23 protein-coding genes are annotated in these 26,705 nt (G+C 60.9%); 11 read left to right on the top strand and 12 right to left on the bottom strand.

Features of this window, described 5'->3' with window-relative positions:
• Positions 1–28 precede the first annotated feature (28 nt).
• The 8 genes from glpD (at position 29) to C4J87_RS05470 (ending at position 8,941) form a co-directional block, all read left to right on the top strand.
• Entirely contained in the window at positions 29–1,567 is a 1,539-nt protein-coding gene (gene glpD, locus C4J87_RS05505; RefSeq protein ID WP_124366005.1) for a glycerol-3-phosphate dehydrogenase, read from the top strand.
• Positions 1,568–1,941: 374 nt separating this feature from the next.
• A complete protein-coding gene (locus C4J87_RS05500) occupies positions 1,942–2,868 on the top strand; it encodes a glutamate/aspartate ABC transporter substrate-binding protein (protein WP_124366004.1) in 927 nt (308 codons plus the stop codon).
• Between the two features lie 192 nt (positions 2,869–3,060).
• Positions 3,061–3,807: an amino acid ABC transporter permease gene (locus tag C4J87_RS05495; protein WP_024073702.1), complete on the top strand. Its 747-nt coding sequence runs from the start codon at positions 3,061–3,063 to the stop codon at positions 3,805–3,807.
• Positions 3,807–4,478 (top strand): amino acid ABC transporter permease, encoded by a 672-nt coding sequence (locus tag C4J87_RS05490; RefSeq protein ID WP_046071144.1) that lies wholly within the window; start codon positions 3,807–3,809, stop codon positions 4,476–4,478. The genes C4J87_RS05495 and C4J87_RS05490 overlap by 1 nt, the downstream gene beginning before the upstream one ends.
• Positions 4,475–5,209, top strand: coding sequence for an amino acid ABC transporter ATP-binding protein (locus C4J87_RS05485; RefSeq protein ID WP_124361503.1), 735 nt, complete (start codon positions 4,475–4,477; stop codon positions 5,207–5,209). Before C4J87_RS05490 ends, C4J87_RS05485 begins: the two co-directional genes overlap by 4 nt.
• 158 nt (positions 5,210–5,367) lie before the next feature.
• Positions 5,368–7,269, top strand: a complete 1,902-nt coding sequence (locus C4J87_RS05480) for a sensor histidine kinase (protein ID WP_124366003.1) — start codon at positions 5,368–5,370, stop codon at positions 7,267–7,269.
• On the top strand, positions 7,266–8,603 hold the full coding sequence (locus C4J87_RS05475; protein WP_124366002.1) for a sigma-54 dependent transcriptional regulator: 1,338 nt from the start codon (positions 7,266–7,268) through the stop codon (positions 8,601–8,603). Before C4J87_RS05480 ends, C4J87_RS05475 begins: the two co-directional genes overlap by 4 nt.
• The gene (locus C4J87_RS05470; protein ID WP_124361500.1) at positions 8,603–8,941 is read left to right on the top strand and encodes a GlpM family protein; all 339 of its coding nucleotides are present in this window, start codon (positions 8,603–8,605) and stop codon (positions 8,939–8,941) included. The genes C4J87_RS05475 and C4J87_RS05470 overlap by 1 nt, the downstream gene beginning before the upstream one ends.
• Before the next feature lie 121 nt (positions 8,942–9,062).
• On the opposite strand, the gene C4J87_RS05465 is transcribed toward C4J87_RS05470, so the two are convergent.
• The 6 genes from C4J87_RS05465 to C4J87_RS05440 all read right to left on the bottom strand — a co-directional run bounded on the left by C4J87_RS05465 (position 9,063) and on the right by C4J87_RS05440 (position 16,425).
• A complete protein-coding gene (locus tag C4J87_RS05465; protein WP_124366001.1) occupies positions 9,063–10,460 on the bottom strand; it encodes a sigma-54 dependent transcriptional regulator in 1,398 nt (465 codons plus the stop codon).
• Positions 10,450–12,228: a HAMP domain-containing sensor histidine kinase gene (locus C4J87_RS05460; RefSeq protein WP_124366000.1), complete on the bottom strand. Its 1,779-nt coding sequence runs from the start codon at positions 12,226–12,228 to the stop codon at positions 10,450–10,452. Before C4J87_RS05460 ends, C4J87_RS05465 begins: the two co-directional genes overlap by 11 nt.
• Positions 12,228–13,352 (bottom strand): GNAT family N-acetyltransferase, encoded by a 1,125-nt coding sequence (locus tag C4J87_RS05455; protein ID WP_124365999.1) that lies wholly within the window; start codon positions 13,350–13,352, stop codon positions 12,228–12,230. Before C4J87_RS05455 ends, C4J87_RS05460 begins: the two co-directional genes overlap by 1 nt.
• 79 nt (positions 13,353–13,431) lie before the next feature.
• The gene (locus C4J87_RS05450; RefSeq protein WP_124365998.1) at positions 13,432–14,343 is read right to left on the bottom strand and encodes a carboxylesterase; all 912 of its coding nucleotides are present in this window, start codon (positions 14,341–14,343) and stop codon (positions 13,432–13,434) included.
• Positions 14,340–15,734 carry an aspartate aminotransferase family protein gene (locus C4J87_RS05445; protein ID WP_124365997.1) on the bottom strand — a complete coding sequence of 465 codons (1,395 nt, stop codon included), beginning with the start codon at positions 15,732–15,734 and terminating at the stop codon, positions 14,340–14,342. Before C4J87_RS05445 ends, C4J87_RS05450 begins: the two co-directional genes overlap by 4 nt.
• Entirely contained in the window at positions 15,727–16,425 is a 699-nt protein-coding gene (locus C4J87_RS05440; RefSeq protein WP_124365996.1) for an MtnX-like HAD-IB family phosphatase, read from the bottom strand. Before C4J87_RS05440 ends, C4J87_RS05445 begins: the two co-directional genes overlap by 8 nt.
• A gap of 231 nt (positions 16,426–16,656) precedes the next feature.
• Here C4J87_RS05440 and C4J87_RS05435 point away from each other — a divergent pair, with 231 nt between their 5' ends.
• Positions 16,657–17,412: a MipA/OmpV family protein gene (locus C4J87_RS05435; RefSeq protein ID WP_124365995.1), complete on the top strand. Its 756-nt coding sequence runs from the start codon at positions 16,657–16,659 to the stop codon at positions 17,410–17,412.
• 132 nt (positions 17,413–17,544) lie between these two features.
• Here C4J87_RS05435 and C4J87_RS05430 read toward each other — a convergent pair whose 3' ends face one another.
• The 6 genes from C4J87_RS05430 to C4J87_RS05410 all read right to left on the bottom strand — a co-directional run bounded on the left by C4J87_RS05430 (position 17,545) and on the right by C4J87_RS05410 (position 21,184).
• Positions 17,545–17,949: an EamA family transporter gene (locus C4J87_RS05430; protein WP_124365994.1), complete on the bottom strand. Its 405-nt coding sequence runs from the start codon at positions 17,947–17,949 to the stop codon at positions 17,545–17,547.
• Complete coding sequence (locus C4J87_RS05425; protein ID WP_124365993.1) at positions 17,946–18,326, bottom strand: EamA family transporter; 381 nt, start codon at positions 18,324–18,326, stop codon at positions 17,946–17,948. The genes C4J87_RS05430 and C4J87_RS05425 overlap by 4 nt, the downstream gene beginning before the upstream one ends.
• A complete protein-coding gene (locus C4J87_RS05420) occupies positions 18,323–19,243 on the bottom strand; it encodes an arginase (RefSeq protein WP_124365992.1) in 921 nt (306 codons plus the stop codon). The genes C4J87_RS05425 and C4J87_RS05420 overlap by 4 nt, the downstream gene beginning before the upstream one ends.
• Before the next feature lie 212 nt (positions 19,244–19,455).
• On the bottom strand, positions 19,456–20,109 hold the full coding sequence (locus C4J87_RS05415; RefSeq protein WP_124365991.1) for a DsbA family oxidoreductase: 654 nt from the start codon (positions 20,107–20,109) through the stop codon (positions 19,456–19,458).
• 56 nt (positions 20,110–20,165) lie between these two features.
• Positions 20,166–20,522 (bottom strand): alpha/beta fold hydrolase, encoded by a 357-nt coding sequence (locus C4J87_RS26310; protein ID WP_256679975.1) that lies wholly within the window; start codon positions 20,520–20,522, stop codon positions 20,166–20,168.
• Positions 20,468–21,184 (bottom strand): alpha/beta fold hydrolase, encoded by a 717-nt coding sequence (locus C4J87_RS05410; protein ID WP_256679974.1) that lies wholly within the window; start codon positions 21,182–21,184, stop codon positions 20,468–20,470. Before C4J87_RS05410 ends, C4J87_RS26310 begins: the two co-directional genes overlap by 55 nt.
• A gap of 182 nt (positions 21,185–21,366) precedes the next feature.
• Here C4J87_RS05410 and metR point away from each other — a divergent pair, with 182 nt between their 5' ends.
• Positions 21,367–22,284: a transcriptional regulator MetR gene (gene metR, locus C4J87_RS05405; RefSeq protein ID WP_124365990.1), complete on the top strand. Its 918-nt coding sequence runs from the start codon at positions 21,367–21,369 to the stop codon at positions 22,282–22,284.
• Positions 22,285–22,523: 239 nt separating this feature from the next.
• Positions 22,524–26,705, top strand: a complete 4,182-nt coding sequence (locus tag C4J87_RS05400; protein ID WP_124365989.1) for a dermonecrotic toxin domain-containing protein — start codon at positions 22,524–22,526, stop codon at positions 26,703–26,705.

The following is a 26,705-nucleotide window of genomic DNA, read 5'->3' as shown; positions in this document are numbered from 1 at the left end:
CAATACGAAAAGATCGCGAGGCCAGCCGATGAACCCTTCTACCTTGCCTGCACCACCGCTTGCCGAAGTCTATGACGTTGCCGTAATCGGCGGCGGGATCAATGGCGTCGGCATTGCAGCAGACGCAGCCGGGCGCGGTTTGTCGGTATTCCTTTGCGAAAAGGACGACTTGGCCAGCCACACGTCTTCTGCCAGCAGCAAGCTGATCCACGGTGGCTTGCGCTACCTGGAACATTACGAGTTCCGCCTGGTACGCGAAGCCCTGGCCGAGCGTGAAGTACTGCTGGCGAAGGCCCCGCACATCGTCAAGCAGATGCGCTTCGTGTTGCCGCACCGTCCGCACCTGCGTCCGGCCTGGATGATTCGTGCCGGCCTGTTCCTGTATGACCACCTGGGCAAGCGCGAGAAGCTGGCCGGTTCCAAAAGCCTCAAGTTCGGTGCCGACAGCCCGCTGAAAAGCGAAATCACCAAAGGCTTCGAATATTCCGACTGCTGGGTCGACGACGCCCGCCTCGTGGTGCTCAACGCCATGGCCGCGCGCGAGAAAGGCGCGCATATCCACACCCAGACCCGTTGCGTCAGTGCCCACCGCAGCAACGGCTTGTGGGAAATGAACATGGAACGCGCCGATGGCAGCCTGTTCTCGATCCGCGCCCGGGCGCTGGTGAACGCCGCCGGCCCGTGGGTCGCCAAGTTCATCAAGGACGACCTGAAACTGGATTCGCCTTACGGCATTCGCCTGATCCAGGGCAGCCACCTGATCGTGCCGAAACTCTACGAAGGTGCGCATGCGCACATTCTGCAGAACGAAGACCAGCGCATCGTCTTCACGATTCCGTACCTCAATCACCTGACCATCATCGGCACCACCGACCGCGAATACACCGGCGATCCGGCGAAAGTTACGATCACCGAAGGTGAAACCGACTACATGCTCAAGGTGGTCAACGCACACTTCAAGAAACAGCTGAGCCGTGACGATATCGTCCACACTTATTCGGGCGTGCGCCCGCTGTGCAACGACGAATCGGACAACCCATCGGCCATTACCCGCGACTACACCCTGTCGCTGTCCGGCGGCAGCGGCGAGGCGCCGATCCTGTCGGTGTTCGGCGGCAAGCTGACGACTTACCGCAAGCTCGCCGAATCGGCCATGGCGCAACTGGCGCCGTACTTCACCCAGATGCGCCCAAGCTGGACCGCCAAGGCCAGTCTGCCGGGCGGCGAAGACATGACCACGCCAGAAGCCCTGGCCGAGGCCATTCGCAGCAAGTTCGACTGGGTGCCGAGCGAGATCGCCCGTCGCTGGTCGACCACCTACGGCAGCCGCACCTGGCGCCTGCTGGAAGGTGTGCAAACCCTGGCTGATCTGGGCGAGCACCTGGGCGGTGGCCTTTACACCCGCGAAGTCGATTACCTGTGCGCCGAAGAATGGGTGACCCAGCCTCAGGACATACTGTGGCGCCGCACCAAGCTGGGCCTGTTCACCACGGCGGCAGAGCAGGACAACCTGCAACGCTACCTGTCCAAGGTTGAACAGAACCGCAGCAAGACCGAAGCGGCCTGACCGCCCCATACTGTAGGAGCGAGCTTGCTCGCGAAAAACCTGAGAGCGCCGCGTTAATTCAGAATAAACGCGGCGCTTTTGCGTTTTTCGCGAGCAAGCTCGCTCCTACAATGTCCGGGCTGGGCATTCGGTTATCCGAACGCAATACCTCCCATCATTCGGTTTGCCGTACCCGCACACCGAACCGCTACCGTCACACAAAGTTAATAATCATATAAATCATGGAGTTAAGCTTTTGTCTCGGGTATGGCACGACTCATGCTCTACACTTCCTGACGATTGCCTGAGACGCCTCAGCAGCCGTCAAGGCATTCGCTGTACAAGAGAGCCGTTTAGCTGGCTTTATAAGAAAAACAAATGTCGAGGAAGTATTGATGCGCATCGTTCCCCATATCCTGGGCGCAGCTATCGCTGCTGCTCTGATCAGCACTCCAGTTTTCGCCGCCGAACTCACCGGCACGCTGAAGAAAATCAACGACTCCGGCACTATCACTCTCGCTCACCGCGACAGCTCTATCCCGTTTTCCTACATTGCGGATGGCTCGGGCAAACCCGTGGGCTATTCCCATGACATTCAACTGGCCGTCGTTGAAGCCCTGAAAAAAGACCTGAACAAGCCCGATCTGAAGGTCAAATACAACCTGGTGACGTCTCAGACCCGTATTCCGCTGATCCAGAACGGCACCGCGGACCTGGAATGCGGCTCCACCACCAACAACGCCGAACGCGCCCAGCAAGTTGACTTCACCACCAACATCTTCGAAATCGGCACCCGTCTGCTGGTCAAGAAAGACAAGGAGGGCAAGCCGACCTACGTTGACTTTGCCGACCTGAAAGGCAAGAACGTCGTGACCACCGCCGGCACCACATCCGAGCGCATCATCAAGGCGATGAACGCCGACAAGCAGATGGGCATGAACGTCATCTCCGCCAAAGACCACGGCGAATCCTTCCAGATGCTCGAAAGCGGCCGCGCGGTTGCCTTCATGATGGACGACGCCCTGCTGGCCGGCGAAGAAGCCAAGGCCAAGAAGCCGGATGACTGGGTGATCACCGGTACTCCGCAGTCCTTCGAAGCCTACGCGTGCATGGTTCGCAAAGGCGACCCGGACTTCAAGAAAGCCGTGGATGACGCCATCGCCAGCCTGTACAAGTCCGGCGAAATCAACAAGATCTACGCCAAGTGGTTTGAAAGCCCGATTCCACCAAAAGGCCTGAACCTCAACTTCCCGATGAGCGACAAGGTCAAGGAACTGATCAAGAACCCGAGCGACAAACCGGCTCCGGAAGTAAAGATCTAAAACCTGGCTAACCTTATCGCCTGAGGGAGCCAAACTCCCTCAGGCGCTTGTAATTACCTGCTGGCTTTAACTTGGAACACTCGACCTGGCGGTTTTCGAGCCGATCGTGTGTGCCTGGCGTTCAACGTCAGGCGGGAACGGACTGTCCCAAGCGGGTGCTTGTACATCGATCGATCTCGAGGGGAGACCCTAATGAATTACAACTGGGACTGGGGCGTGTTCTTCAAGTCCACCGGCGTTGGCAGCGAGACTTATCTCGACTGGTACATCGCCGGCCTGGGCTGGACCATCGCCATCGCTGTCGTGGCATGGATCATCGCCTTGCTGCTGGGCTCCATTCTGGGGGTCATGCGCACCGTGCCAAACCGCCTCGTATCGGGCATCGCGACCTGCTACGTGGAACTGTTTCGTAACGTGCCACTGCTGGTTCAGCTGTTCATCTGGTATTTCCTGATACCCGATCTGCTGCCGCAGAACCTGCAGGACTGGTACAAACAAGACCTGAACCCGACCACCTCGGCCTACCTGAGCGTCGTCGTGTGCCTGGGCCTGTTCACCGCCGCCCGTGTGTGTGAACAAGTGCGCACCGGCATCCAGGCGCTGCCCCGTGGCCAGGAAGCCGCCGCGCGCGCCATGGGCTTCAAGCTGCCGCAGATTTACTGGAACGTGCTGCTGCCCCAGGCCTATCGCATCATCATTCCGCCGCTTACCTCCGAATTCCTCAACGTGTTCAAGAACTCCTCCGTGGCGTCCTTGATCGGCCTGATGGAACTGCTGGCGCAAACCAAGCAGACCGCCGAGTTTTCGGCCAACCTGTTCGAGGCCTTCACCCTGGCCACGCTGATCTACTTCACCCTGAACATGAGCCTGATGCTGCTGATGCGCGTGGTCGAGAAGAAAGTCGCGGTGCCCGGCCTGATCTCCGTGGGGGGTAAATAATGGACTTCGATTTCAGCGGTATCATCCCCGCGATCCCGGGCCTGTGGAACGGCATGGTCATGACCCTGCAGTTGATGGTCATGGGCGTGGTCGGCGGCATCATCCTGGGTACGATCCTCGCGCTGATGCGCCTGTCGTCCAGCAAGCTGCTGTCCCGTGTGGCCGGCGCCTATGTGAACTACTTCCGTTCGATCCCGCTGCTGTTGGTGATCACCTGGTTCTACCTGGCGGTGCCGTTCGTGCTGCGCTGGATCACCGGTGAAGACACGCCGATCGGCGCGTTCACCTCCTGCGTCGTGGCCTTCATGATGTTCGAAGCCGCGTACTTCTGCGAAATCGTGCGGGCCGGCGTGCAGTCGATTCCCAAGGGCCAGATGGCCGCCGCGCAGGCGATGGGCATGACCTACGGCCAGACCATGCGCCTGATCATCCTGCCCCAGGCGTTTCGCAAGATGACCCCGCTGCTGCTGCAGCAGAGCATCATCCTGTTCCAGGACACGTCGCTGGTCTACACCGTGGGCCTGGTGGACTTCCTCAACTCTGCCCGTTCCAACGGCGACATCATCGGCCGCTCCAATGAGTTCCTGATCTTCGCCGGTGTCGTCTACTTCATCATCAGCTTTTCCGCCTCGCTGCTGGTCAAGCGTCTGCAAAAAAGGTTTGCCGTATGATCTCTATCAAGAACATCAACAAGTGGTATGGCGACTTCCAGGTGCTGACCGACTGCAGCACCGAGGTTAAAAAAGGCGAAGTGATCGTGGTGTGCGGGCCGTCCGGCTCGGGCAAGTCCACCCTGATCAAGTGTGTGAATGCGCTGGAGCCGTTCCAGAAGGGCGACGTGATCGTCGACGGCACCTCCATCGCCGACCCGAAGACCAACCTGCCGAAACTGCGCTCGCGCGTGGGCATGGTGTTCCAGCACTTCGAACTGTTCCCGCACCTGACCATCACCGAGAACCTGACCATCGCGCAGATCAAGGTGCTCGGCCGCAGCAAGGAAGAAGCCACCAAGAAGGGCCTGCAACTGCTGGAGCGCGTCGGCCTGTCGGCCCATGCCCACAAGCACCCAGGCCAACTGTCCGGTGGCCAGCAACAACGTGTGGCGATTGCCCGCGCCCTGGCCATGGACCCGATCGTCATGCTGTTCGACGAACCGACCTCGGCGCTGGACCCGGAAATGGTCAACGAAGTGCTCGACGTGATGGTGCAGTTGGCCCACGAAGGCATGACCATGATGTGCGTCACCCACGAAATGGGCTTCGCCCGCAAAGTGGCCGACCGCGTGATCTTCATGGACGCCGGCAAGATCATCGAAGACTGCCCGAAAGAAGAGTTCTTCGGCGACATCAGCGCCCGCTCCGAACGTGCGCAGCACTTCCTTGAGAAAATCCTGCAGCACTAAAAACAGCCTCACTCCCACCCTGTAGGAGCGAGCTTGCTCGCGAAGAACCCAAGAGCACCGCGGACATCCAGGATGCACGCGTCATCGTTGACGTTTTTCGCGAGCAAACTCGCTCCTACAGTTGGCCGGAGGGCGGTAGCTGACCCAAGGCATCTGTGATGAAATGCGACCCCACCCCCTATCGCGCTGCGCCGCCATCACTTGCCGTGAAGCCTCGCCTGATACGTCAACTGTTCCTGCCGCCGTTGATCATCGCCCTGATGATCGGCTTGGGTTATATCGGCCTCTGGGTCAGTGAGTACTATGGCATCCGCACCCTCAGCGACAACGGCGAACGCCAGTTGGAGTTGCACGCCCGCACCGTCGAAAGCGAACTGAGCAAATACACCTACCTGCCCAGCCTGCTTGAGCTGGAATCCAGCGTTTCCCTGCTCCTGGCTGACCCCAACCAGGAAACCCGCAAGACCGTCAATGATTACCTCGAAGGCTTGAACCGCCGCAGCCGTAGCCGCGCCATCTACGTGATGGACACCACCGGCCGAGTGCTGGCCACCAGTAACTGGCGCGACGCCGACAGTTACCAAGGTGAAGACCTGTCCTTTCGCGCCTATTTCCAGAACGCCGTGCGCGGCCAGCCCGGTCGTTTCTACGGCATCGGCAGCACCAACGGCGAACCCGGCTACTACCTGGCCCACGGCCTGGAAGAGCATGGCAAGATCATCGGCGTCGCCGTGGTCAAGGTCCGCCTGGAAGCGCTTGAAGAGCGCTGGCAACGCGCGCGCCTCGAAGCTTTTGTCAGCGACGAAAACGGCATCATCATCCTGTCCAGTGACCCGGCCCGCCGCCTCAAGGCCGTGCGTCCCCTGAGCGAAGACACCAGGGACCGGCTGGCTAACAGCCTGCAATATTACTGGGCGACACTGGACGCCCTGGAACCCCTGGCCCGCGAGCGGCTGAACGAAGGCAGCGAAAAGCTGACCTTCCCGGCCAACAGCGAAGTGGTCAACGACAAGCAAGAAGTCAGTTACCTGGCGCAAACCCGGCCACTGAATGACACACCGTGGAACTTCACCCTGCTCACCCCGCTGAATGAACTACGCCGCGCCGCGATCAACCAGGGCATCCTGGTCGCCGTCGCGTTTGGCTTGGTCGCGTTTTTGCTGATTGCCTGGAACGAGCGGCGCAAGGTCATCGCCACCCGCCTCGCCGCACGGGAGGCCTTGCAGGAAGCCAACAGCCAGCTGGAACGACGGATTGCCGAACGCACCGCCGACCTGCGCGCCAGCAATGAACGCCTCAAAGGCCAGATCCGCGAACGGCGCCAGGCCGAAGAGACTTTGCGCCGTGCCCAGGACGAACTGGTGCAGGCCGGCAAACTCGCAGCGATCGGCCAGATGTCCACCAGCATCGCCCACGAATTGAACCAACCCCTGGCCGCGCTGCGCACCCTGTCCGGCAACACCGTGCGCTTCCTCGAACGTGGGGCCCTGGACACCGCCAGCGCCAACCTCAAGACCATCAACGAACTGATCGATCGCATGGGTCGCATCACCGCCAGCCTGCGCTCGTTCGCCCGGCGCGGTGACGACCAGGGCGAAGCGAACCTGGCCAAGGCGGTGGACGCCGCGTTCCAAGTGCTCGGCGCGCGCCTGGACAACCTGTCCCTGGCCGTGCACCGTGACTTCACCCAAGCCCAGTTGCAGATCGATCAGACGCGCCTGGAGCAGATCCTGGTCAACCTGATCGGCAACGCCCTCGATGCGATGCAGGCGCAACCGGCGCCGCAGTTGTGGCTGGAAGGCCAGAGTGCCGAGGGCAAATATCGCCTGCGGGTGCGCGACAATGGCCACGGCATCGACCCCGAGGCACGCAAACACCTGTTCGAGCCCTTCTTCACCACCAAGCCCGGCGAGCAAGGGCTGGGCCTGGGCCTGACCCTCTCCGCAAGCCTTGCGGCGGCCACCGGCGGCAGCCTGGCCGTGGAACATCCGGCCGCTGGTGGTACCGCGTTTGTCCTGAACCTGCCGCTGGCGGGCGCTGAAAAAGTTGAGTCGACATGAATATTGAACCCCAAGACCTCACCGTCCTGATCGTCGAAGATGACCCCCACGTGCTGCTGGGTTGCCAGCAGGCATTGGCGCTGGAAGACATCCCCAGCGTTGGCGTGGGCAGTGCCGAAGAAGCGCTGACCCATATCGGCGAGAATTTTGCCGGCATTGTCATCAGCGATATTCGCCTGCCGGGTATCGATGGCCTGGCCTTGCTCACTCGCCTCAAGGCGCTGGATAAAAGCCTGCCGGTGGTGTTGATCACCGGGCATGGCGATATCTCCATGGCGGTCGGCGCGATGCGCAACGGCGCTTACGATTTCATGGAAAAACCCTTCTCCCCCGAGCGCCTGGTAGACGTCGCCCGTCGTGCCCTTGAACAGCGTGGGCTGGCGCGGGAAGTCTGGTCGCTGCGGCGCCAACTGGCCGAGCGCGATTCGTTGGAGGGCCGCATCATCGGGCGCTCGCCGGCGATGCAAAACTTGCGCGAACTGATCACCAACGTTGCCGACACGTCGGCCAACGTGCTGATCGAAGGCGAAACCGGCACCGGCAAGGAGCTGGTCGCGCGCTGCCTGCATGACTTCAGCCGGCGCCACGCCCACCAGTTCGTCGCCCTGAACTGCGGTGGGCTGCCGGAGAACCTGTTCGAAAGCGAGATCTTCGGCCACGAAGCCAACGCGTTTACCGGCGCCGGCAAGCGCCGCATCGGCAAGATCGAGCACGCCCATGAAGGCACGCTGTTTCTCGATGAAGTGGAAAGCATGCCGATCAACCTGCAGATCAAACTGCTGCGGGTCCTGCAGGAACGCACCCTTGAACGCCTGGGTTCGAACCAGAGCGTGGCCGTGGATTGCCGGGTAATCGCCGCCACCAAGTCCGACCTCGATGAACTGAGCCGCGCCAGCCAGTTCCGCAGCGACCTGTACTACCGTCTCAATGTGGTCACCCTGGAACTGCCGCCACTGCGCGAGCGCCGTGAAGATATCCTGCAGTTGTTCGAACACTTCCTGCAGCAGTCCTCACTGCGCTTCGATCGCCTCGCCCCGGAGCTGGACAACCAGACTCTGTCGAACCTGATGAGCCACGACTGGCCGGGCAACGTACGCGAACTACGCAACGTCGCCGAACGCTTCGCCTTGGGCCTGCCCGCGTTCAAGAAAAGCGGCACGGGCGGCAGCACCCACGGCCTGGCCTTTACCGAGGCGGTGGAAGCCTTCGAACGCAACCTGCTCGTTGACGCCCTGCAACGCAGCGGCGGCAACCTGACCCAGGCCAGCCAGGAACTGGGGATGGCCAAGACCACGCTGTTCGACAAGGTCAAGAAATACGGGTTGAGTCACTGATGGATCTATTCTTGAAAGCCGCCCTCGGCGCGGCGGTGGTGCTTATATTGGCCGCACTGGCCAAGACCAAAAACTATTACATCGCAGGCTTGGTGCCGCTGTTTCCGACCTTCGCGCTGATCGCCCACTACATCGTCGGCAAGGGCCGCTCGGTCGAGGATTTGAAGACCACCATTGTGTTTGGGATGTGGTCGATCATTCCGTACTTTGTGTACTTGGCGACGTTGTATGTGATGGTGGACCGGATGCGGTTGGAGGCGTCGCTCGCCGTGGCCGCAGTGGCCTGGTTGATGGCGGCAACCGTCCTGGTAAGCGTCTGGGTACGCCTGCACACCTGACACACCACAGTCCAAATGTGGGAGGGGGCTTGCTCCCGATGGCGTTGGGTCAGTCAATAAATTCATGGCTGACATACCGCTATCGGGAGCAGCCCCCTCCCACAGTTTTAATCACAGTGTGTCAGCGGATTATTTTGTCGACTTGGATGCCCAGCTTCTTCAGGCGGTACCAAAAGCTGCGCTCCGAAATCCCGATCTTCGCTGCTGCCGCGGCCTGCACGCCATTGCTCTCCTGCAACGCCGCCAGAATGTAGGCTTTCTCCACTTCCGCCAGCGCCGCATCCAGGTCCTGCGGCACACCCGGCCCGTCGCTGAGGATCGCCGTCACCCCGCCCTCGCTCGGTTTCGAAGCAAACAGATACCCCGGCAAATCGATATCCTCGATCACCGGCGAAGCCGCTACGATGGTCGCTCGTTCCACGCAGTTTTGCAGCTCACGGATATTGCCCGGCCAGTGGTACGCCGCCATGGCCTGCAAGGCTTCCGGGCTGAACCCGGTGATGCGTTTGCCGGCGGTCGCGCTGAGGGTGCGGGCGAAGTGCCGGGCCAGGGGTGCGATGTCTTCCACGCGCTCGCGCAGGGCCGGCAAAGGAATCGGGAAGACATTCAGCCGGTAATACAGGTCTTCGCGAAATTCCTTGTTGGCCACCGCGTCCAGCAGGTTCTTGTTGGTCGCGGCGATCACCCGCACGTCCACCTTGCGCTCGCGGGGATCACCCACCGGTTCGATGACCCGTTCCTGCAAGGCGCGCAAAATCTTGGCCTGCAAGGCCAACGGCATATCACCGACTTCATCGAGGAACAGCGTGCCCTTGTCGGCCTGCATGAAGCGCCCTACCCGGTCGGCCACAGCGCCGGTGAAGGCGCCTTTGCGATGACCGAACATCTCGCTTTCCAGCAGCCCCTCAGGAATCGCCGCGCAATTGACCGCCACGAACGGTTGGTCGGCACGGCTGCCATGCTTGTGGATCGCGCGAGCAACCATTTCCTTGCCGGTGCCGCTTTCGCCGGTCAGCAGGATGGTTGCGCTGCTGTCGCGCACCGAGTCCACCGCTTGCAGCACTTTACGAAACGCCGGACTGTCACCCACCAAGCTGTCGAACTGTGCATGTTCATCCAGCTCGGCACGCAGGCGCGCGTTATCGCGCATGATGTCGCGAAACTGCAGGGCCTTGGCCACGGTGATGTCCAACTCGTCGATATCGAACGGCTTGGCAATGTAGTCGTAGGCACCATTGCGCATCGACTGCACGGCATTTTTCACCGTGCTGTAGGCCGTCATCACGATCACCGGCAACTGCGGGTAGCGCTGCTTGATCTCGGCCAGCAACGCCGGCCCGTCCATGCCCGGCATGCGCCAGTCGCTGATGACCAGGTCGATGTCCTCCTGCTCCAGTACCTTGAGCGCATGCAGGCCATTGCCGGCGGTAAACACCTGGATGCCGTTCTGGCTCAGGGCGGATGACAACAGGTCGCAGAGCTTGGGCTCGTCGTCGACCACCAATACGTTATGCGTCATGCCCGTTCTCATCCTCGCCGTCGTCTTCACCGTTAGCCGGAATGTACAGGTTGAAGGTGGCGCCGGCATCTTTCTCACTGAGGCACTCGATGCTGGCGTCATGACTCTCCATGATCGAATAGACTTTGGCCAGGCCCAGCCCCGTGCCCGAGGCCTTGGTGGTGACGAACGGCGTGAAAATGCGCTCGACCATATCCGCCGGGATGCCCTGGCCGGTATCGGCAATGCTGATCACGGTAGTGTCACCCACGCTGCGGATACCCAGGGTGAGGCGCCCGCCTTCAGGCATCGCGTCGATGGCGTTGAGAATCAGGTTCAGGCAGGCCTGCTTGAGCTGCTTGGCATCCGCGTAGAGCGTGGCGTCGGGCGCCTGGTCGTCAATCTGTGCATCGATATTGTGAGTACTCAACTCCGGGCCACAGAAGCCGAGGATGTCTTCCACCAACGGGCGGGCCGGTTGCTGTACGCGGATCGGCGGATTGGGCTTGGCGAAGTCGAGGAATTCGGTGATCAGGTCGTTGATCCGGCTGACCTCGCTGATGACGTACTCCAAGTGGCGCTTGTCGGCGTCCGGAAGGTCGGCGCGCCGGTGCAACAGTTGAGTGGCCGTCTTGATGATGCCCAGCGGGTTGCGGATTTCATGGGCCAGGCCCATGGCGACTTCACCCAGGGCATGCAGACGATCACGCCGGCGCAGTTGGGCTTCCAGGTGATGCAATTCGCCCAGGCGTTCAGTCATGTGGTTGAAGGTGCTGCTCAGTTGCGCCAGCTCGTCGCCGCCGCTGACCTCTACCCGGTGCGCGTAGTTGCCGGAGATCACCGCATTCACGCCTTGGGACAAGTCCCGCAGCGGCTGGGTCAGGCGCCGCGACACCCACACCCCTGCCGCCAGTGAAAGCGCCGAGCTGACCAGGAAAATCAGCACGAACAAGTTGCTCTGATTCACCAGCCCCACCAGGCTCGTGTGGCGCAGCAGGCCGCTGAAGATCACGCCTTGCAGCTCGCCGGCATCGTTGAATATCGGCCAGTACAAGCCGCTGTACTGGTTGGTGAACTGCTCGCTCGGCTGCCGGGTGCTGCGCAGCTCGGCTTCGACGTTCTTCGGGATGCGCGCCGGGTGGTTTTCGAAGCGCTGGGTGGAAAATATCTCGGAAAACCCCGTGGCATTGGCCAGGTACAGGCGCAGGTCGAGGGAATGTACATCGGCCACGCTGGTAAGGAAGCTGCTGTCCAGGTAGGTGGCCACCAGCAACAGATAATCGACCCCATCGCGGTTGGTTTCGAAGGTCGATACCACCAGGCCCGTGCTGACACCGGCCACCTGTACGGTCTGCAATACCGTGTTGCTGGTCAGGTTGATCTGCTTGACGATGTCGTCGGCGGCGGTGCTGAACACCACCTTGTGATCACTGCTACGAATCAGCGCCACCACATCGATGTCGGTGGCATCGGCGATGTCGGCGGTGAGCCGGTCATGCCGTTCGGCCTGCCGCGATGAGGGTGGGCTGGTGTAGCGCAGGAACAGCTTGGCCATGCGCGCGTTGTCGTGAAGGATGTCGCCGATCTCGTCCTTGACGATCTTGGTCGACTCCTGCAGCCAGATACGCACGTTGCTGTCGAAAATCTGCGACAACGTGGTGGCGGCCAATTCCGCCGCGATCATGGTCGGAATGACGCTGACCAGCCAGAAGGCCAGCACCAGCTTGCGCTGGACGCTCCAGCGCGAAATGGCAAAGGGGCGGGCTTTCTGGCGGGTCTTGGTGATCATCAGGTTTCGCTTATCGCAGCAGCCATGGCAGGGTCGGAACGATCCGGTCGGAACAACATTTTGACTAACTTGAGCACGCCGTTGACCAGCCTATTGCGGTGGCGGAAGAACAGGCTGTTGCCCTGGAACTGGCAGCCCAGGCGCAGTTTACTGGCATACCCGGCCTGGCCGCACTCGTACACCGCAATATTGTGTTGAATACAGTAGTCGACATTGGTCAGCCAGCTACGGAAGTACAGGTTGTACTCACGGCTGAACGCGATGTCATGCCCGAAAAACTTGTCGATCAGCCGATGCTCGTCGAGCAGGATCAGGTTGAACGCCACCAGGTGCTCGTCCACCCAGTAAAGAACACACACCGCACGCGCTTGCAGCTGTTCGAGAATCCCGGTGAAGTAACCGGCGGGCAGGCGTTCGAACTGCAAGTCCGCGCGCATCAGCGTGGATTCATAGAGGCGCATGACCTCGGGCAGCACATCATCGATGTTGTGCCGCCACTCCACTCGCGGCCCCGGTGCGCGCAGTTTGCGGCGCAGGTCTTTGCGCGTGGATTTACCCAGCGAGCCAAGGTAAGCGTCCACTGAGCCGTAAGGCAGCGGCAACACGCCCGTAGGCAGGCTCGGCATGCTTTGAAAGCCAGCCGTACGGCAACTTTCGGCCCAATGCGGGTCGTTGCTCGGTGCGTCCTTGACCGCCAGCAGGCCGATGCCAAAGTCATCCGCATCCCGGCGCGCGACCTCCAGCAAGTGCTTGAGCAACTGCGGGCGCCGCGCATCCGCCACGCCACTGGCAAAACCGACGTCGCAGCGCTCGGCCACCGGCGAACCGAGGGCATACAACCCCAGTTGCAACAGACCCGGCCACAGTCGCGCCACACGTTCGGTCAAGCGCTTGCCGGCGCCCGACAGCGTCGTGTCGAGACGATAATGGGTGATGAACGCTACAGCCACTGCCGCCAGCGTTCCCTCTTCGTAAACCGCCAGGTAACGCCACTGAAAGTCATCGATCGCGGCGTTTTCCACCGCGAGGTAATAGTCCCAGTCCTCCAGGGCACCGGGAAAACAGTCATTCCAGGCATCGCGCTGGATAGCCCGGATGGTGGGGAAGGCTTGGGTGGTTATCACATCTGATCCCTTTGTGGCGAGGGAGCTTGCTCCCGCTGGGCTGCGAAGCAGCCCCCTCAACAGCAGTGAGTTCTTCCAGCTAAAAAGAGGCCGCCGGTTTCTGGGCAGCTTCGCTGCCCAGCGGGAGCAAGCTCCCTCGCCACAACAGCTCAGGTTCGACGGACCGAATGCGCTGCTCGATAAACTCGGCGCTCAACTCGATCACCCGGCGGTATTGCAGGTCGACGGTGATCATGTGGTAGCAGTTATCCAGCAGGATCTTGGTCACCGGGCCACCGAGGTGGCGCTCCACGTAATCGGCGTTCCAGCGGCTGGTGATGTCGTCCTCGAGGGAGTGCAGCACCAGCGTCGGTACCTTGACCTCGGGCATGCGTTTCCTGACCACGGCGTTCAGGCGGTGCAACTCGCGCACAGTAATGCCTTCCATGGTCAACAACCCCGCCTCGCTGCTTTCGCCTTGCTTCATCTGCCGCTCGACGACGGCCCGCAGGCGTTCGTTCTTGATGCCGTAGGGCGGCTTTTCTTCGAAGCTGCACAGGTGCACGCCGAACGGAATCTTCATCAGCAACGGCGTAAGAAACGCCAGTTTGTTGATGCTCCAGCCGTCGTACTTCAAGGTGGTGGAATACATCAGCAGCCCGGCGACTCGCCCAGGGTGTTCGGCAGCCACATACATCGACATCACCGCGCCCATGGACAAGCCGCCAACGAACACTTGCGCGTGACGCCGCTCGATCTGTGCGAAGGTCTTGCGCACCCCTTCGTACCAGTCCCGCCAGCCGGTGGCCTGCAAGTCGCTGTTATCACCGCAGTGCCCGGCCAGGGTGGGCACGTACACTGTGCAGTTGCCCGCCTTGACCAGCCCTTTGGCGACCTGGCGCAATTCCGTCGGGGTGCCGGTCAGGCCGTGAATCAACAGGATCCCGACCGGACCAGCACCGAGAACGAAGCCGGCATCACCTTCACCGAGGTCGATCTCGCCGGCACTCACCGTGTGGTCGCTCGCACCAGCAGTTGCTCGAGCAGCTTCAGGCCCAGCTCGATTTCCGGGTAGCTGATTTCCAGGGACGGCGCCAGGGTGATCACGTTCTTGTAGTAGCCGCCCACGTCGAGGATCAGGCCGAGCTTCTGGCCATCCACCAGCATGTCGCCTTTCATGCCCTCCTCGACCATGTAGTCCAGGGTTGCCTTGTCTGGGGTGAAACCGTCCGGGCCGCAGATTTCGCAGCGCAGCGCCAGGCCCAGGCCGTCGACGTCGCCGATGATCGGAAAACGTTTCTGCAAGTCCTGCAGGCCTTCGAGGAAGTATTTACCCTTGGCCATGACCATCGCGCCGTAGTCGACTTCGCTGGTCATCTTGAACATTTCCAGGCCGACCGCCGTACCCAATGGGTTGGAAGCGAAGGTGGAGTGGGTCGAACCTGGCGGGAAGATTTTCGGGTTGATCAACTCTTCACGGGCCCAGATGCCCCCCAGCGGGTTGAGGCCGTTGGTCAGCGCTTTGCCGAACACGATCACGTCCGGCTGCACGTCGAAGTGCTCGATCGACCACAGTTTGCCGGTGCGGTAGAAACCCATCTGGATTTCGTCGCTGACCATCAGGATGCCGTGCTGGTCCAGTACATGCTTGAGCTCGCGGTAGAAGTTCATCGGCGGGATCACGTAGCCGCCGGTGCCCTGGATCGGCTCGACGTAGAACGCCGCGTATTCGCACTGGTTGGTTTTCGGGTCCCAGACGCCGTTGTATTCAGTCTCGAACAACCGCGCAAATTGCTGCACACAGTGGCTGCCGTACTCTTCCTTGGTCATGCCCTTCGGGCCACGGAAGTGATAAGGGAACGGGATGAAGTTGGCGCGCTCGCCAAAGTGACCATAGCGGCGACGGTAGCGGAAGCTGGAGGTGATCGACGAGGCGCCGAGGGTGCGCCCGTGGTAGCCGCCTTCGAAGGCGAACATCAGGCTCTTGCCGTTGGACGCGTTACGCACCACTTTCAACGAGTCTTCAATCGACTGCGAACCACCGACGTTGAAGTGCACGCGACCGTCGAGGCCGAACTTGTTCTTGGCGTCCACCGCGATCATTTCCGACAGCTCGATCTTGCCCTTGTGCAGGTACTGGCTGGCAATCTGCGGCAGGGTGTCGATCTGTTGTTTCAATGCGTTGTTCAGGCGCGGGTTGGCGTAGCCGAAGTTGACAGCCGAGTACCACATCTGCAGGTCGAGGTAGGCCTGGTCTTCGGTGTCCCACACGTAGGAACCTTCGCAACGGCTGAAAATACGCGGCGGCTCGATGTAATGCACGGTGTCGCCGTAGGAGCAGTACTTGGCTTCTTTATCCAGAAGGATCTGGTCTTCAGTGGTAGCGATACGGATATCAGACATGATGGAAAATTTCCTGAGTGTCGGCAGTAAAGGATGTGGCGTTGGCGGCGATGCCTTGTGGCAGTTGCGCCAGCAATGCAGGCACTTCGGCAAAGGTGTCGAAGCGCGCGTGGGGAATCTGGTGGGCGACGCAATACTCGGCGAGGCTGCCCTTGGCGAACACGAAGTCGGCGGTGGAGGCCACGCACATGTCGGACTTGCCGTCGCCGATCACCAGCACGCGCTTGTTGCGCGGCGTGGATTTGCATTTGCAGTTGCCGGAAGCGGCGCGGCAGGCATCGCTGGCATACGGGAAGTCAATGCGCCAGCTGTTCTGGTCGACCTGGCGCAGACGGTTGGCGAGGATCGGCAGCAAGGTCACATAGTTGCGCGACAGAATGCGCGCGATGCCTTGCTCGATGCCGTCGCTGACCACTTCGATGGTCGCGCCCAGGCCCATGACGTGATCGACGAAATCCGGAAAGTCCGGGTCGATCTCGACACTGTCGAAATAGGCCAGCAACTCGCTCGGGGTCGCCTTGATCAGCGCCAGTTGGCGGCTCAGGCATTCGCGTGAGCCGATATGCCCGTCCAGCCATTCCTGTTCGATGGTTTCCCATTCGGGACCGGCGAAGCGTTGGAGGACGTTGTCGATGACATCGGTGGGGGTGATGGTCCCGTCGAAGTCACACACGATATGCCATTGGATCATTGCGTCTACCTTTGGAAAGAGGCGCGCTGTATGCGCTTGCCTTACCGGTAGAGCAGGGAGTGTGCCAATTGGCCAAAGCCCAGCGGGGCTGGGGGTTTGCTGGATATTCCGAGCGACAGGTGCGCCGCAAGCTACAATTTTTGTAGCTTGCTACAAACAAGATGAGTGCTTGCGCAGGCGCCAGGGTTTGCGCGTTCATGCGCGCCTGTTCACTCATCAGGAACTGTGACCATGTTAAGGATCACATGCGCTGCGCTCGTCGGGCTGCTGAGCCTCAGCGCCCAGGCCGGTGGCATCACCGGAGACGTCGGCGCAGGCGTCAGCTACCAACCCCACGACCCGACCGGCAGCCGCTACGAAACCCGCCCCGTGCCCTACCTGGACCTGGACTGGGGCGACGTCAGCCTGAGCACCGATGACGGCTTGACCTGGAGCGCGCTGAACGCCCACGGCCTCACCGCCGGCCCGTACATCAATTATTTGTCGGGGCGTACCTCCAATGGTGCGCTGCAAGGCCTGCGCAATGTGTCGGACATGGCCGAGGTCGGCGGTTTCGTCCAGTACGCGCCGGCCGATTTCTGGCGGGTCTACGCGCAGCTGGGCCAGGCCGTGGGCGGTGGTCATTCCCAGAGCGGGGTGCTGGGCAAGGTCGGCGGTGAACTCGGTTACCCGCTGGGCGGTGGGATTATCGGCAGCAGCGGCCTGGTGGCGCACTTTGCCGACGCGCGCCAGAACCAGACGTTTTTCGGGGTGGACGATAACGAGGCGGCCGCCACGGGGTTCAAGGCCTATAACGCCAGTGGCGGTTTCCAGAACGTCACCTTGAGCCAGAGCTTCCAGTTCCCCCTGGCGCGCAACTGGTCATTGCTGACCAGTGCGAGTTGGGTGCACCTGGTCGGCTCGGCGGCCAACAGCAGCATCGTCAGGCAAGCCGGCGAGGTGAACCAGGGCCAGGTGCAGACGGCGATCAGCTACACCTTCGATTGATTCACCTCGGTCAAAATGTGGGAGGGGCGGTGCGACGATTCGACTTGCTCCCGATAGCGGTGGGTCAGTCAATACACCTTTGGCTGATACACCGCTATCGGGAGCAAGCCCCCTCCCACATGGGATCGTGTTTCAGTTCTCTTCGCCTTCGGCCAGCAGGGCGATACCGGCAATGATCACCACAACCCCCACCCAATGCAGCGGACTGATGTGCTCCCCCAACCCCAGCCAAGACCCCAGCAGTACCGCCACGAACACCAGCGAACTCAACGGAAAGGCCAACGACAGACTGCTGCGCCGCAGGATCAGCATCCACACGAAAAACGCGCTGATATAACTGGCAATCGCCGCCAGAATCCCCGGGTTGCGCGCGACATCCGCCAGCCACTGCCAGGTGAAATCCATCTGCCCCAATTGATCACCGGCCACCTTGGTAAACAGCTGCCCGGCACTTTCAGTGGCGATCAACAGCGCCCACAGCACCAGCGTGCCAAGCCGCCCATGCAACCAGCCCGTGTCGACGGTTTGCGTACTCATGCCTGGCCCCCCGCAATCGCCACCAACATCACCCCAACCGTAATCACCAGCGTGCCCAGCCAACGCCGTCGGCTGACGGTTTCCTTGAGCACTACCCTGCCCGCCAGCACCACCAGGCAATAGGCCAACGCCGCCAGCGGAAACAGCAGGCTCAATGGCGCACGGGACAAGGCTTCCAGCCAGACGAAAAACTCGATGACATAGGCCCCGATGCCGGCCCAGAGCAGCGGCGCATTGAACACCTGGCCCCAGAACGCGCGCAGACGGAAACCGCCATCGAGTTGCGGCAGACGGTCCACGCCCAGCTTGAAACACAACTGGCCGATCACATCGAGCACGATGGAAAGCGCCAGCAACATCACCACGGTCAGGCTCACGGGAACAACTCCTCGAACAGATCGATCAGCGCCGCATTGGTCGCGGCATTGCGCTGCAAATCCTGCGCGCTCCAACGCTCGGGCGGAGGCTGGTCGGACTTGGCTTCCCAGCGCTTGAACGCGTTGCTGAAGGCCGGCGCGGCGAACTCGCCGCACACGTCGATGCCGATGATGCGTTTATGCGCCGCCAACGCCCGCAGGGCCTGGAGCAAGTGGCTCAGGCGCATGCCGCCCTGGTCCCAGTTGGTGGCGGCGTCTTCACTGGCGAGCACGTCTTTGTCGAGGGTGATCCAGACCGCGTCGGTGGGCAGGCTGGCGATCATCTGGTCCAGGAACGTGGTCCAGTCCAGCTCCGCCAGGTTGCGCCAGTGCAGGTGATTTTCCTGCTGTCGGTGCCCGGCGCCATCGCCAACCCGGCCCCAGACTTTCGAGGGCGGGTGCTGCCAGGGGAACAGCTGCAACTGCCCGCGCTTGAGGGCGCCGAGGTTACCGCCGCGCAGCTGCGGGTTATGCAGGTCGTCGCTGCAAGGGCCCAGGGTGACGATGCGTTTGATCGCCGGCATCTTCAGCGCGCGGTTGACCCACGAACCGCAGTGACGCTTGGGCGCAAAGCGCACCCAGTCGGGGTGGTTGTCGAAGTGGATCAGGCTGATGGGTTCTTTCAGGTCGGCGAGAAACGCCGGCGTGAGGTGGTGATAGTCGCCGGAGCCGACGAACAGGATTTCCGGGCGCGCATCCCTGGGCCGTGGCCGCTGGGCCAGGCGCTCGACGAAACGTTTCCAGGTTTTTTCGGTGGACCACAGGCGCAGTTTCGGGCCCAGGTCCAGCAGATCCAGGCGCGTGGCCCGGCCGCTGGCCAACCGCTGGGCAATCGGCGCCTGAGCGGTGAGGCTGTGGTCGAGGTCAAGAATATTCAAGGCAGTGTTTCATCCCTAATGGCAGCGCCCAACCGCAGGCCGGGTGGGCTTCAGGGGGTCAATGCAAGGGATGGGCCAGGGGGCAATGAACACAGGGCACATGTGGGAGGGGGCTTGCTCCCGATGGCGGTGTATCAGTCAATACATGTGCTGACTGATCCACCGCCATCGGGAGCAAGTCGAATCGTCGCACCGCCCCTCCCACATTGGGTTTACTGTTTGGCGTCTTCGATGATCTGACGAATCGCCCCAACAAATGCCTCAGCCGGCTGCCCACCGCTCACGGCATACTGGTCGTTGAACACGATGGTCGGCACCGAGGTCACGCCACGGGTGATCCACAGCTTCTCCTGCTCACGCACCTCTGCTGCATATTCGTCGCTGGCGAGAATCTCGGCGGCGCGCTTGAGGTCCAGGCCGACGCTTTCGGCGATGATCGCCAGGGTCGCGTGGTCGGAGGGGTCCTGGCCGTCGGTGAAATAGGCTTTGAACAGCGCCTCCTTGAGGTTGTATTGCAAGCCTTCCAACCCGGCCCAATGCAACAGGCGGTGCGCATCGAAGGTGTTGTAGATGCGGCTCTGGCCATCGGTGCGAAAGGCAAAGCCCAACGCGGCGCCCATGTCGCGAATGCGCTCGCGGTTGGCCTGGGACTCTTCGGCGCTGGAGCCGTATTTCTCAGTGATATGTTCCACGATGTTCTGCCCGTCGGCGGGCATGTTCGGGTTCAGCTCGAACGGTTGGAAATGAATCTCGGCCTGCACCTCGGCGCCAAGCTGGTCAAGGGCTTCGGTCAGGCCGCGCAGGCCGATGATGCACCAGGGGCAAGACACGTCGCTGATGAAATCGATTTTCAGGGGAGTACTCATGGGCAGGCCACCTCGCTGGCATTAATGCGCCGCAAAAGCGACACGATACACCACCTTCACAGCAGCTTCGAAGGCGCGCCCAGGTCGATCTGCGCCCAGTGCGCGGTATCTTCGCGATGGGCTTGCAGGTAAGGCAGCACCGCCGCCAGCAACGGCGCCTTGAACGCCTCCTGGAAACGGTGGGCCAGGCCTGGAATCAATTTCAACTGACTGCCCTGGATATGCGCGGCCAGATGAACGCCATGCATCACCGGCAGCAACGGGTCGGCGGTGCCATGAACTACCAGGGTCGGCACGCGCAGTTGGTTGAGCAACGGCACGCGGCTCGGCTCGGCGAGGATCGCCATGATCTGGCGCTTCACGCCTTCGGGGTTGAACGCACGGTCATAGGACAGCGCCGCCTGATGCAGCAATGCCTGGCGATCATCCTGCACATTCGGGCTGCCCAGTGCCGCAAGCAAATCCGCCTGCTGTTCCAACGCCACCTCACGATTAGGCGCGCTGCGCCGCGACAGCAACTGCACCAGTGCCGCATTCGGGCCGGCAGGCCTTCGGCGCCGGAGCTGGTCATGATCAGGGTCAGGCTTTCCACCCGCTGCGGCGCCATCGCCGCCAGATGCTGGGCGATCATGCCGCCCATGCTCGCCCCCAGCACATGAAATTGCCGGACCTGCAACGCATCCATCAAACCCAAGGCATCGTCGGCCATGTCGGTCAGCGTGTAGGGCGCCGCCACCGGCAGGCCGAGCTTGTAGCGCAGCACCTCGAAAGTCAGGTTGGCGCTGGCCGGTGCCTGGCGCCAGGTGGACAGGCCAACATCGCGGTTGTCGTAGCGGATCACCCGAAAACCTTGCTGGCACAGGGCGACGACCACTTCGTCAGGCCAGTGGATCAACTGCCCGCCCAGGCCCATCACCAGCAGCAAGGCAGGGTCGGACGCACGCCCGATACTTTGGTAGGCGATGCTTACCTGAGCCAGGTCGACCGTTTGGGTCGGGACATTGACGTCACATCGAGAAGCCGCAAAAGACGGCAGGCCGAACAACAGAGCGGCCAGTAAAAGCAACACGCGCATGAAAAACACCGAAACGCAGAACCCCAGTAGAGCGCGAGTCTGATGAAGTTTGTTCAAGCGCGCTGCCACAGTTCGATGACAGTTTGATGAAGAGTGCCAGGCGGTCCTGGTCGACATGCACTGCAACATGAGACAAACTCACGCCATTGCGCTTCGTCACAAATTGTCTTCATGGAGAGCCCGTGCTCGAGATCCGTCACCTCAAGACCCTGCACGCCCTGCGCGAAGCCGACAGCCTGGTGGAGGCGGCCGAGCGCCTGCACCTGACCCAGTCCGCGCTGTCTCACCAATTCAAGGAACTCGAAGAGCGCCTGGGCATGCCGCTGTTCGTGCGCAAGACCAAACCGGTACGTTTCACCAGCGCCGGCCTGCGCCTGCTGCAACTGGCGGACGCCACCCTGCCCCTGCTGCGCGGCGCCGAGCGCGACATCGCACGCCTGGCCGGCGGCACCGCCGGGCGCCTGCACATGGCCATCGAATGCCACAGCTGCTTCCAGTGGCTGATGCCGACCATCGACCAGTTCCGCGATGCCTGGCCCGAAGTCGAGCTCGACCTGGCCTCGGGCTTTGCCTTCGCGCCGCTGCCGGCCCTGGCCCGTGGCGACCTCGACCTGGTGGTGACGTCCGACCCGCTGGAGCTGCCGGGCATCACTTATGTGCCGCTGTTCACCTACGAAGCCATGCTCGCCGTGGCCAACCAGCACCCGCTGGCGAATAAATCCTACATCGTGCCGCAGGACCTACTGACGCAAACCCTGATCACCTACCCGGTGGAGCGTGATCGCCTGGACATCTTCACCCGCTTTCTGGAGCCGGCCGACGTGGAACCCGCCCAGGTGCGCACTTCGGAACTCACGGTGATGATGATGCAACTGGTGGCCAGCGGCCGTGGCGTGTGCGGCATGCCCCATTGGGCGCTGCACGAGTACAGCTCACGCGGTTATGTGAAGGCCAAGCGGCTGGGCGAGAAAGGTTTGTTCGCCACGCTGTATGCGGGGATTCGCGCGGACATGCTGGATGCGCCGTACATGCGTGACTTCTTGCTGACGGCCAAGGACACGTCATTTTCGACGCTCGATGGCGTGAGTGCGGTGCGCTGAGGCCCGCGACAGGCTCCCCGTTACCTGCATTGGCACGGCACTGAACCTGTGGCGGCTCAGGAGCCGAAGCCTCTCTAACTGATGCTATGCGTTACCTGAGACCAACCCGGCATACTGCTCGGCTGTCCGAGACACATGCACCGCTGGGCCCCTTGGCGCCGCGCCTACACTCGACCCTCACATTCATCCGGGCGCACGGCACCCTCGCTCAACCTGCGCCCTTTAGTAAGGGTTCGCGCATGCACACTTCATTGCCTTCTTCCCCAGCCCGACAGGGTGACGATCCACAACCGATCCAGGCCAAATACACGCCCCTCGTCACTTTTCAGCCCGTGACGTGGCCTGTGGTGCCCCCGGCGTCTTCGACCGAGGACCAGCAGGAGCACCTCATCGGCGAGCTCGCCAAACTCAACGTCCAAACCAACGACCTGATACAGGCACAGCCAGGCCTGGGCAGGGTGTATCAGCATAAATTGACTGAAGCCTTTCCCCATTCGCCCCGGCCCATCAACCCCAACCAGATCTTTTACAGCCGTTACCGGGAGGACCAGGAGGGGCAACGGCAACTCTTGTCCAGCGAACCGTTGGGGTCGTTGCTCACCCGGTTGCGCGCGACAGACGGCGGCACCTATTTGACCCAACAGAGCGGTGCCTTCTACCGGGAACCCAACACACTGGACGCGGACAAGCACCTGTCTTCAAACGGCACGGCGGCGCAGCTGGCCGGCTCGACGGAAATCGCCGTCATCCAAAGTCTGAACGCGTTCTGGGACACCGCCGAGGACGACCAACCCGACCCGGAGGAACAACTGATTGCCTTGCGTCGCCAGGTGCTGGCCCATCAACTGGCGCTGCGCACGGTGGATGGCACGTTATCGGCGGCCGGGCGGACACTGGCCGACAATGTGCTCAAGTACCCCACTGCGGCGGCGCGGGAAAAGGCCTTCGCCATCGACGACAGGCCCGCGGTATACCGACTGATGCTGGAGGACGGCAGTGAGTTCGCCGCCGCATTCATCCTCAACGCCACGGGCAAGACTCCGCCTACGGGCAGCGTGATGCTGTACAGCCCGGGCGAGGCGTTTGAGGAATATGAAAACCTGGACCGTTTGAATCAAGCCGTGGCGGCGCGCATACGCGAAGGCGGCCCGGCCGGCAAGCGCCTGCTCGCAAGCCTGTCGAAAACGGCCCGCGCAGGGCTGCCCGGTTTGCCCGTGCTGGCCGCAAGCCCGCCAACGATAGAGGCCGATATCGTGGCGCACTGTGTTCGCTCAGTACGAATTCGACAATATTTTGCTGTGCGCGAAGCCCTGCGCAAGGAAACATTGCCGGTGGCCGGCGAACTCGATCTGGCGGCGGACACCACCCAGTATCTGGACATCACCGATGCCTTTGCCACACGTAATCTGCGCCTGATAGAGGTGCGCGAACCCGAGTGGCTGAAAACTGCCGACGTGCACGACCAGGCCCGCTACAGGCAACTGGAACAGGCGATGAGTGACAGCAATGCGGCGCTCATGCCTTTTCTTGAAAAGGTTCAGACACTGGAAACGTTTTCACTCGAACACACAGACAAGGTCCTGAAACAACTGAAACCGGCCTATGCCGACGTGGATATTGCCCCGTATAAAAGCCTGGTTCGTCTGCGTCTGTCCTCCTCCCTGTCGGTGGAGTTGACGGGGTATCGCGACGAGAACACCTCGGTCGTTTACATCACCGCCGATGAAAAAATAAACATCCCACGGTTTCTGCAAGGCCAGACACTGACCCGTGGCACCTGGAAGAGCCGGGTCGTCATAGACCTGCGCACACTGGGCAGTTACGCCCAGCGCAATGTCGACCCATGGTCCGCGCATGACTTCCACAGAACCATCAGCGCCACCGCCACCCTTGTCGATACCGACGGCAACACCAAGGGCGCGCTTGGCGATTCGGATTTACGCGCGCTCGCCCAAGAAGCCGACATTGGAGGAAAATACGCCGAGTACCTGAGATCAACCTTTTCGCAGGGCAGCGAAGGCAACAGCTTCGCCACCGCCTGGCAGCGCGCCAACGCGGCGAAAATGCACAAGGACGCCCTGGAGAGCCGGTTGAATCCCGATGTTCACAAGCTGTTTATATTCAAGACGCCCGGGAGCGGGCTTGACTGGATAAAGGCGGTGGTCGAGTACCCCGATTCCACAGAACGCCCCCGGGTCAGCGCGTCCGAGATCGACGTGAACCTGTTGGTGATGGGCGGCGCACTGGATGAAGGCCGAGGGGGGCAAGTGATCAACGGCGTGTTGATCATTCAGCGAAAAGGCACCACGCCTGGCGGCGTCTGCGTGCTGTATACACCGGATGCCCCGGATGAAGCGCCGTTCAGGGAACTGGCCAACGGCCTGAGAGAGCTGGACGCGCTGAAGGCAAAACCGCAATGGCGAGCCTACTTCAGCGCGCGCATGGCCACTAACGATGCGCACGAGCGCTCACGGATCTTCAGCGACACACGCGGCGTGCACCGCTATGCCTTAACAACGATAACCGGCAATTTTCACGCGTATTTGTATCTGGTGCAGCTTGGGTTTCAACTCGCGCATGCCGCTTTCCGTTCACGCAGCAATGCGCAGATTTCCCGCGAGTCCACCGTAAACGCCTTTATGTTCGGCATTGAAGTGGCCGATCTTTTTATCGGCCTGGTGCCCGGCAAGGCCGCACAGACGTTTGTGCGCAGGGGCATAGAGAAAGGGCTAGGCCTGACCAGACAACTGGGCCGCCGTATGCCGGGGCTGGTCCGAAAAATCGGCACCCACCACAGGGCACGCATCGCGGTCACAAAGGCTTCGATCCGGCCGTTGGAGCCGGCCTGGGTCGATGTTGCCGCGTATCGGTTGCCCCAACCGATCGACGCATTCTTTGATGTGGAAGAATTTGCCCAGGCGAACCACTACACGCTGTGGCGCACATCGGGCAACGCCCCGTGTTTTTTTGACAAACACAATAATCAACTGATCGCGATGAGGGATGAAGGCGGGCGTTATCACCTGTTTCAGTCCTTTGTCGAAGACGGTGCGCGCTATGTAAAAGACCCGGCAGGAAACAGCGCGAACTTTATGGTGGTACCGGGCGACGCAAAAAGCTGGAAGCCACGTTTCGAACGCACGACAGCGGGCGGCGGCACGGTGATGGGCATGCTGCGCGGGCTCACGCCTGAACAGCAAGTCGATGCCGACCTGATCGCGGCGCTTGGTATCTACTCAACAGATGAGCAGTTAAGGTATTTCGAACCCCTCATTAAAGAAATGACGGAGCCACAGAAGCGAACACTGCTGGCGAACGCACGACAGCAGATGGGTAATATCGACGAAGCCACCTTTCGTCGCAAGATCTCGGGGCAGCGGAATTTAAGCCCACGCGCCAAAAATGAATTACGTGACGCATTGTTGAGGCTGCATTCGGAGACGGACATCTATGTCCACATAAACAGATCAACCTCGAACCTGGTCCCTCCCCTGCTCCCGTTGGACAAAGATAAATTATTTAAAAAAATAAAAAGACTAATTGGCAAAAACGATAACTTTTCAAAAGAAATCCGAGCCTCCATTAGAATTCAGGACCCCGACACAAACGCACAGTTTGTAGGTTATGCGATCACACCCAAGCAGATGAAGAGCCTGGATAAATTTGATGAAAATTATAAACTTTCAACTTGGTCATCGGATTCGCTCAAGGCGTTTCTAAACGAAAAAGGACGCCAACAAACGCTTACCCGAATAGCTACCGATAATAAAATTACGCGCGAGGAGGCGCTGGAATCGCTTTTGTCGAACCCTGAAGTACAAAAATCCTTGACCCTGTTCAGAACAATAAAATTCAAGGAAAAGCTCAAGGAACTTGGCGTGGTCTCCTACGCCGAGGACTTTAAAAAATCCGGCATTCCCTATGTCGCCATGTCACGCGGTACATACAAGAGTGGTGAGTCTGGCGTAAGAATGATCGACAGTGTCGCCGTCACGGATTTTGAAAAGAACCTCCCTCGGTTTTCAGCGTCTTTAGAGTTTGACGCCCCCCGTGTACCCATCAAAAAAATTGAAAAACCATCCCCTGCACCGACACCTTCCCCGGCTCCCCCAACGGCCCGAGACCCCGCGGTCAACATCGTGAAGCAGGACGAGTTGTTAGAAGCGCAAAGCCCGCTGCTATCAGAGAGTGCGAGAAACAAACTCGAGCAGATCACTCAGGACATTCAGGCAGGTCGTGTCAGCCGCAAAAAAATCGGCAACTACACCTATACTGATTTACCCCAGATAGAGGCAGGCGCGGGCCGTGGTCGATGGCGGGTGGCCATTGAGCGCACCGCAAAAGAGGATGGCAAAGATGTCTTCGTACTCCGAGGTATCTTTGATTATCACGATACCCGGTCGGTCGCCTGGGGAATGTAA

This window comes from Pseudomonas sp. R1-43-08 (assembly GCF_003852255.1).
Classification (GTDB): Bacteria; Pseudomonadota; Gammaproteobacteria; order Pseudomonadales; family Pseudomonadaceae; genus Aquipseudomonas.
The sequence above is the reverse complement of the archived record's forward strand: the minus strand, read 5'-3'. Positions and strand labels throughout refer to the sequence as shown.

Coding starts and splice junctions, on each gene's coding strand:
- glpD (WP_124366005.1), top strand. CDS start 29: ATGAACCCTTCTACCTTGCCTGCACCACCGCTTGCCGAAGTCTATGAC.
- C4J87_RS05500 (WP_124366004.1), top strand. CDS start 1,942: ATGCGCATCGTTCCCCATATCCTGGGCGCAGCTATCGCTGCTGCTCTG.
- C4J87_RS05495 (WP_024073702.1), top strand. CDS start 3,061: ATGAATTACAACTGGGACTGGGGCGTGTTCTTCAAGTCCACCGGCGTT.
- C4J87_RS05490 (WP_046071144.1), top strand. CDS start 3,807: ATGGACTTCGATTTCAGCGGTATCATCCCCGCGATCCCGGGCCTGTGG.
- C4J87_RS05485 (WP_124361503.1), top strand. CDS start 4,475: ATGATCTCTATCAAGAACATCAACAAGTGGTATGGCGACTTCCAGGTG.
- C4J87_RS05480 (WP_124366003.1), top strand. CDS start 5,368: ATGAAATGCGACCCCACCCCCTATCGCGCTGCGCCGCCATCACTTGCC.
- C4J87_RS05475 (WP_124366002.1), top strand. CDS start 7,266: ATGAATATTGAACCCCAAGACCTCACCGTCCTGATCGTCGAAGATGAC.
- C4J87_RS05470 (WP_124361500.1), top strand. CDS start 8,603: ATGGATCTATTCTTGAAAGCCGCCCTCGGCGCGGCGGTGGTGCTTATA.
- C4J87_RS05465 (WP_124366001.1), bottom strand. CDS start 10,460: ATGACGCATAACGTATTGGTGGTCGACGACGAGCCCAAGCTCTGCGAC.
- C4J87_RS05460 (WP_124366000.1), bottom strand. CDS start 12,228: ATGATCACCAAGACCCGCCAGAAAGCCCGCCCCTTTGCCATTTCGCGC.
- C4J87_RS05445 (WP_124365997.1), bottom strand. CDS start 15,734: ATGTCTGATATCCGTATCGCTACCACTGAAGACCAGATCCTTCTGGAT.
- C4J87_RS05440 (WP_124365996.1), bottom strand. CDS start 16,425: ATGATCCAATGGCATATCGTGTGTGACTTCGACGGGACCATCACCCCC.
- C4J87_RS05435 (WP_124365995.1), top strand. CDS start 16,657: ATGTTAAGGATCACATGCGCTGCGCTCGTCGGGCTGCTGAGCCTCAGC.
- C4J87_RS05430 (WP_124365994.1), bottom strand. CDS start 17,949: ATGAGTACGCAAACCGTCGACACGGGCTGGTTGCATGGGCGGCTTGGC.
- C4J87_RS05415 (WP_124365991.1), bottom strand. CDS start 20,109: ATGAGTACTCCCCTGAAAATCGATTTCATCAGCGACGTGTCTTGCCCC.
- C4J87_RS05410 (WP_256679974.1), bottom strand. CDS start 21,184: ATGCGCGTGTTGCTTTTACTGGCCGCTCTGTTGTTCGGCCTGCCGTCT.
- C4J87_RS05400 (WP_124365989.1), top strand. CDS start 22,524: ATGCACACTTCATTGCCTTCTTCCCCAGCCCGACAGGGTGACGATCCA.